The sequence below is a fragment of the Pseudomonas kitaguniensis genome, assembly GCF_009296165.1.
In the GTDB taxonomy this organism is placed as follows: Bacteria; Pseudomonadota; Gammaproteobacteria; order Pseudomonadales; family Pseudomonadaceae; genus Aquipseudomonas; species Aquipseudomonas kitaguniensis.
Window position 1 is genome coordinate 1 of the sequence record NZ_VUAZ01000165.1, and the last position, 4,533, is coordinate 4,533.

Consider the following 4,533-nt stretch of genomic DNA (forward strand, 5'->3'; position numbering starts at 1 on the left):
GCTGCACCCGGTCCAACTGTGGGAGGGGGCTTGCTCCCGATGGCGTCCGAAAGCACAACCGCCATCATTGACCCACGCCCGCATCCTGCCTATCCTCGCGCCTGTCACGACTCATTCGTGATGAGGTTTGACGGCCTCGGAAACTCATAGGAACAAGCACAGCGTTATGGCGACTGTGCGTGGGGCGCTTTCGAGCGCGCCGGGTTCCTATACCGGTCCGTCAACCTGCGTACAGTTGCCACCTACTCGTTTGACGGCGAAGCGTGGCAACTCCAATTATCATAGGAGTTTCACCATGTCCAAACCAACCACCCGCCCCACCCCTTTCGGCCTCAGCGAACGCAGCGAAGAACCGCTCTTCTGCGTACAACCCGGCATCCCCATTGAACAGGCCCTTGAGCATGCCAGTTATGTTCTGGGCACCGCGCGCGTGCTCACCCTGGCGGCGCAAGACCTCTGCACTGAACATCAAAGCTACCTGAATTGGGCCAGCCTGCACTTGGCCGAAACGGGGTTGGCTCTGGTTGAGGCTTCCATTGATGGCTTGCAGGCAGAGTCCTCTGCTCAGTAAGTAAGTCATCAGGAGCAGGCCGCTCCCACATCAACTGTGGGAGGGGGCTTGCTCCCGATGGCGTCCGGCAACACAGCCGATGGTCAACCTGTCTGCCCCACAGTAGGATGGTTCATCCATTTGTGAGGCTGCCTCCATGTTCTTCGGCGTTCTACTGATCATCACCTGGTTGATCCTGCTGCTGCGCTACCCTGCCAGAGCATTGCCGGTTTCCCTGGCCGCCGCCGTCGGGCTGGGCTTGGTGGCCATTTGGGTGGTGTGGCTGGATAACCGCGAAGCCGCGCAACTGGCGCGGCTGGAATTGCGCATCAGCTACGCGCCGCAGGAATGCCCCGCCGACCGCCCGCTGAAATTGACCCTGAACAACGGTAACGACGTGCCCCTGACCGAACTGCGTTGGCGCCTTGCCGCTTATGCGCCGGGCGACACGGTCAACCTCGCCGACAATGTTTACGCCGCCCCACGCTATCGTGGCCCCGGCGAGTTGCAGGCCGGCGCGACGTGGGAAGACTGCCTGCCCACACCGCCTTTGCGCCCCGGCTACCGCCCGCAAACCCTGGAATTTCGCGCCGAGCACCTGCAAGGCAGTTTCTCGGACTGACAAGGATTGACCCATGCCCAACGTACTCATCACCGGTTGCTCCAGCGGCATCGGCCGCGCCCTGGCCGACGCGTTTAAATCCGCAGGCTTCGACGTATGGGCCAGCGCCCGCCAGCCGCAAGACGTCGCCAACCTGGCCGCCGCCGGCTTTAACGCCGTGCAGCTGGATGTGAATGACCCCGGCGCCTTGCAGCGCCTGGCCGAGCAGTGCGACACGCTGGATGTGCTGATCAACAACGCCGGTTACGGCGCCATGGGCCCGTTGCTCGATGGCGGCACCGGCGCGATACAGCGCCAGTTCGACACCAATGTGTTTTCCATCGTCGGCGTCACACAAGCGCTGTTCCCGGCGCTGCGGCGCAGCAAAGGTTTGGTGGTGAACATCGGCAGCGTCTCCGGCGTACTGGTCACGCCGTTCGCCGGCGCGTATTGCGCGTCCAAGGCAGCCGTGCACGCGCTGAGCGATGCGCTGCGCATGGAACTGGCGCCTTTTGGCGTGCGCGTGATGGAAGTGCAACCGGGGGCGATCGATACGCGCTTCGCCAAAAATGCCGGCGCGCAGGCTGAACTGTTGATCAACGATACATCGCCGTGGTGGCCGCTGCGCGAGGGCATCCGTGCGCGCTCGCAAGCCTCGCAAGACAAGCCGACAGCCGCCAACGTGTTCGCCGCCGATGTGCTCAAGGCGGTACAACGGCCGCAGCCACCGCGCTTGTTGCGTTCAGGCAATGGCAGCCGCGCGTTGCCGTTGCTGGCGGCGTTGTTGCCCAAGGGGCTGCTGGAGACGGTGTTGAAGAAACGTTTTGGATTGAACGGCGTGTTGTAAGCAACCGTGAAGCTCACCTGTCAAAACCCTGGATGAGTGCCATAATGACGCCTGCCTCTTGAAACTGACTGGCCCCATAAGGGTAACGCGATGGAAATCAGAAAAATTCGACTAAGCAACGTCGGTCGTTTTACCGACTTGGAAGTCGCCTTTGCGCCTACCGAAAAGCATGCGTCGAAGGTGACGGTGTTTGTGGGGAATAACGGGGCGGGGAAGACCACGATTTTGAAGTCGTTGGCGACGTCTCTCAGTTGGTTCGTAGAAAGCCTTCGAACAGACTCGGGTCGCGGAGAGCTGATCGGGGAAGAGCTTATTCACAACGACGCTGGCACAGCGATCATGGCGATAGAAGTTGCCTATTTTGATGAGAAAAACTCGAATTGGACCTTAAGCAGAACACGTAGAGGGTTCAAGAGTGTAGGCCGCGCCGATCTCACCGAAGCTCGCACTCTTGCGAACAACATTAAAGATTTGCTGACGTTCTCCAACCGCCAATTGTCCTTACCGCTCATTGCTTACTACCCCGTTGAACGTTCAGTTCTAAAAGTACCGCTGACAATCAACAAGCGCACGCGTGTTTTTCAGCTGGATGGCTATGACAAATCACTGAGCCAAGGTGTGGACTTCGCGCGTTTTTTCGAATGGTTCCGCGACCGCGAAGACATCGAAAACGAGGGTGCAATTTCGGGCTCCACCTTGGAAACGCTGTCAAAAAGGCTGGGCAAAAACAGCGATTCCTGGAAGGAAATTGAAGCAGTAAACGCGCTTTCCAGGGACAGTCAGCTAACCGCTGTACGCACTGCCATTTCCAAGTTCATACCCGACTTCACCAATCTTCGCGTTGTGCGCTTTCCAGTGCTGGAGATGGTTATAGACAAAGCGGGAAATTCATTGAGCGTCATGCAACTTTCACAAGGTGAAAAATCCCTAATGGCATTGGTCGGTGACATTGCCCGCCGTCTAGCGATCATGAATCCATCATTGGAAAACCCGCTACATGGCGACGGTATCGTCCTGATCGACGAGGTCGATCTTCACCTGCATCCTCAATGGCAACGTCGCCTGATCCGCCAACTCACCAATACCTTCCCCAACTGCCAGTTCATCCTGACCACCCACTCGCCCTTGGTGATCAGTGATACCAAGGATGTCTTGTGCTATGTCCTAGACAACGGCGAATTGGAAGAGCGCAACGGTCTCTATGGCCTGGACGCCAACCAGGTGTTGCTCAATGTCATGGACACCGATGTGCGCAACAGCGAAGTCCAGGACCGCTTGGACCGTTTGCTGGAACTGCTGCAAGACAAAAAATTGAAAGACGCCAAGGCTCTCTTCGAAGAACTGTCTACAGATCTGCCCCCCGGTCACATCGAGCTGACCAAAGCGGCCCTGCTGATTCGCAAGCTGGAGCTGCGCAGTGCGTAAAATCACCAAAGGCGATGAACCCGCAGCATTGACGCAATGGAAGCGTGCACACCCTCAGGGGCTCTACTCAGACTTGCCCCATACACAAAGAAGCAGCATCCGTGGGGCGTGCATCGAAGAACAGCACGGCCTGTGCGCGTATTGCTGCCACGCAATAACGCTGGAGAACGCTCACAACGAGCACGTGCACGCCAGGGAAACTGCTCCCCACCGCGCCCTGGACTACGCCAATATCGTCGCCAGTTGCAACCGCGCAAAACAATGCGGAAAAGCCCACGCCCACCAAGTGCTGCCGCTCACTTCGTTGATGGCCGAGTGTGAGTCCGAGCTTAAGTTTTACCTTTCAGGCCGTGTGGAAGGTTTGAGCGCAAGAGCCGCTAAGTCGATCAATGTGCTGAACCTGGGCGATACACGTGACAACAACCGCGCACTGTTCAGTGCGCGCAAAGCGCTCTTGGACACGCTCCTGTACGACTGCGGGGTCAATGGCGATGACCTTAAGATTGCCGACATGGATCTCTTGACGGCACTCCTGCAAGAGCTGCAACAACCCGACGCCAACAACCAACTGAAACCATTCGCACCCGTTCTGGTGAATGTGGTTCGCCAGCTAAGCGTCTGATAAAGAGAGTGTTAATGATCGACTACAGCGATTTTTTCGAAGAAGTGATCCAGACCCACGTCGAGATCGAACAATGGTTTGCAGGCGTTGCACCTGAAGGCACCCTGCAGAACCTGCTTGCGCGTTTCTCCCCTGAGTTCAGCATGGTTGCGCCCGCCACCGGCACGCGCGTCAATGCGGCGGGGGTGAATGCCCTGTTCACCCGCCTCGGCGGCATGCGCCCAGGGTTGAAAATCACCTTGAGTGAAATGGCCGGGATTGACCGGCATGCGCGCGGTGCGACAGTGACTTACCGCGAGCATCAGGTGGATGCCAGCGGCACGCATACAGATCGACGGGCGACGGTGGTGTTCGAGAAGCAAGCAAGCGGCGCGCTGCTTTGGCGCCACCTGCACGAAACCTTTATCAAAGCCTGACACGCTCAAAAACTGTGGGAGGGGGCTTGCTCCCGACTGCAGTTGGTTCAGTTAAAACATCAGTGACGGACA

The 4,533-nt window shown here is 58.1% G+C and carries 6 protein-coding genes; all 6 read left to right on the plus strand.

The genetic code is table 11. The features are described from left to right. The first annotated feature begins 295 nt into the window (after window positions 1–295). The 6 genes from F0169_RS24600 (at window position 296) to F0169_RS24625 (ending at window position 4,461) form a co-directional block, all read left to right on the plus strand. Window positions 296–571 carry a DUF3077 domain-containing protein gene (locus F0169_RS24600; protein WP_152747872.1) on the plus strand — a complete coding sequence of 92 codons (276 nt, stop codon included), beginning with the start codon at window positions 296–298 and terminating at the stop codon, window positions 569–571. Window positions 572–707: 136 nt separating this feature from the next. After that, a complete protein-coding gene (locus F0169_RS24605) occupies window positions 708–1,172 on the plus strand; it encodes a hypothetical protein (protein WP_058414242.1) in 465 nt (154 codons plus the stop codon). Between the two features lie 13 nt (window positions 1,173–1,185). Further along, the gene (locus F0169_RS24610; protein WP_152747873.1) at window positions 1,186–1,998 is read left to right on the plus strand and encodes an SDR family oxidoreductase; all 813 of its coding nucleotides are present in this window, start codon (window positions 1,186–1,188) and stop codon (window positions 1,996–1,998) included. Window positions 1,999–2,088: 90 nt separating this feature from the next. Further along, window positions 2,089–3,423 (plus strand): AAA family ATPase, encoded by a 1,335-nt coding sequence (locus tag F0169_RS24615; RefSeq protein WP_152747874.1) that lies wholly within the window; start codon window positions 2,089–2,091, stop codon window positions 3,421–3,423. Then, on the plus strand, window positions 3,416–4,045 hold the full coding sequence (locus F0169_RS24620; protein ID WP_172979545.1) for a retron system putative HNH endonuclease: 630 nt from the start codon (window positions 3,416–3,418) through the stop codon (window positions 4,043–4,045). The genes F0169_RS24615 and F0169_RS24620 overlap by 8 nt, the downstream gene beginning before the upstream one ends. 14 nt (window positions 4,046–4,059) lie before the next feature. Then, window positions 4,060–4,461: a DUF4440 domain-containing protein gene (locus F0169_RS24625; RefSeq protein WP_152747875.1), complete on the plus strand. Its 402-nt coding sequence runs from the start codon at window positions 4,060–4,062 to the stop codon at window positions 4,459–4,461. Window positions 4,462–4,533: the final 72 nt, after the last annotated feature.

Excerpts from the sequence above, each read along its gene's own strand:
- F0169_RS24600 (WP_152747872.1), top strand. The coding sequence starts at position 296 with ATGTCCAAACCAACCACCCGCCCCACCCCTTTCGGCCTCAGCGAACGC.
- F0169_RS24605 (WP_058414242.1), top strand. The coding sequence starts at position 708 with ATGTTCTTCGGCGTTCTACTGATCATCACCTGGTTGATCCTGCTGCTG.
- F0169_RS24610 (WP_152747873.1), top strand. The coding sequence starts at position 1,186 with ATGCCCAACGTACTCATCACCGGTTGCTCCAGCGGCATCGGCCGCGCC.
- F0169_RS24615 (WP_152747874.1), top strand. The coding sequence starts at position 2,089 with ATGGAAATCAGAAAAATTCGACTAAGCAACGTCGGTCGTTTTACCGAC.
- F0169_RS24625 (WP_152747875.1), top strand. The coding sequence starts at position 4,060 with ATGATCGACTACAGCGATTTTTTCGAAGAAGTGATCCAGACCCACGTC.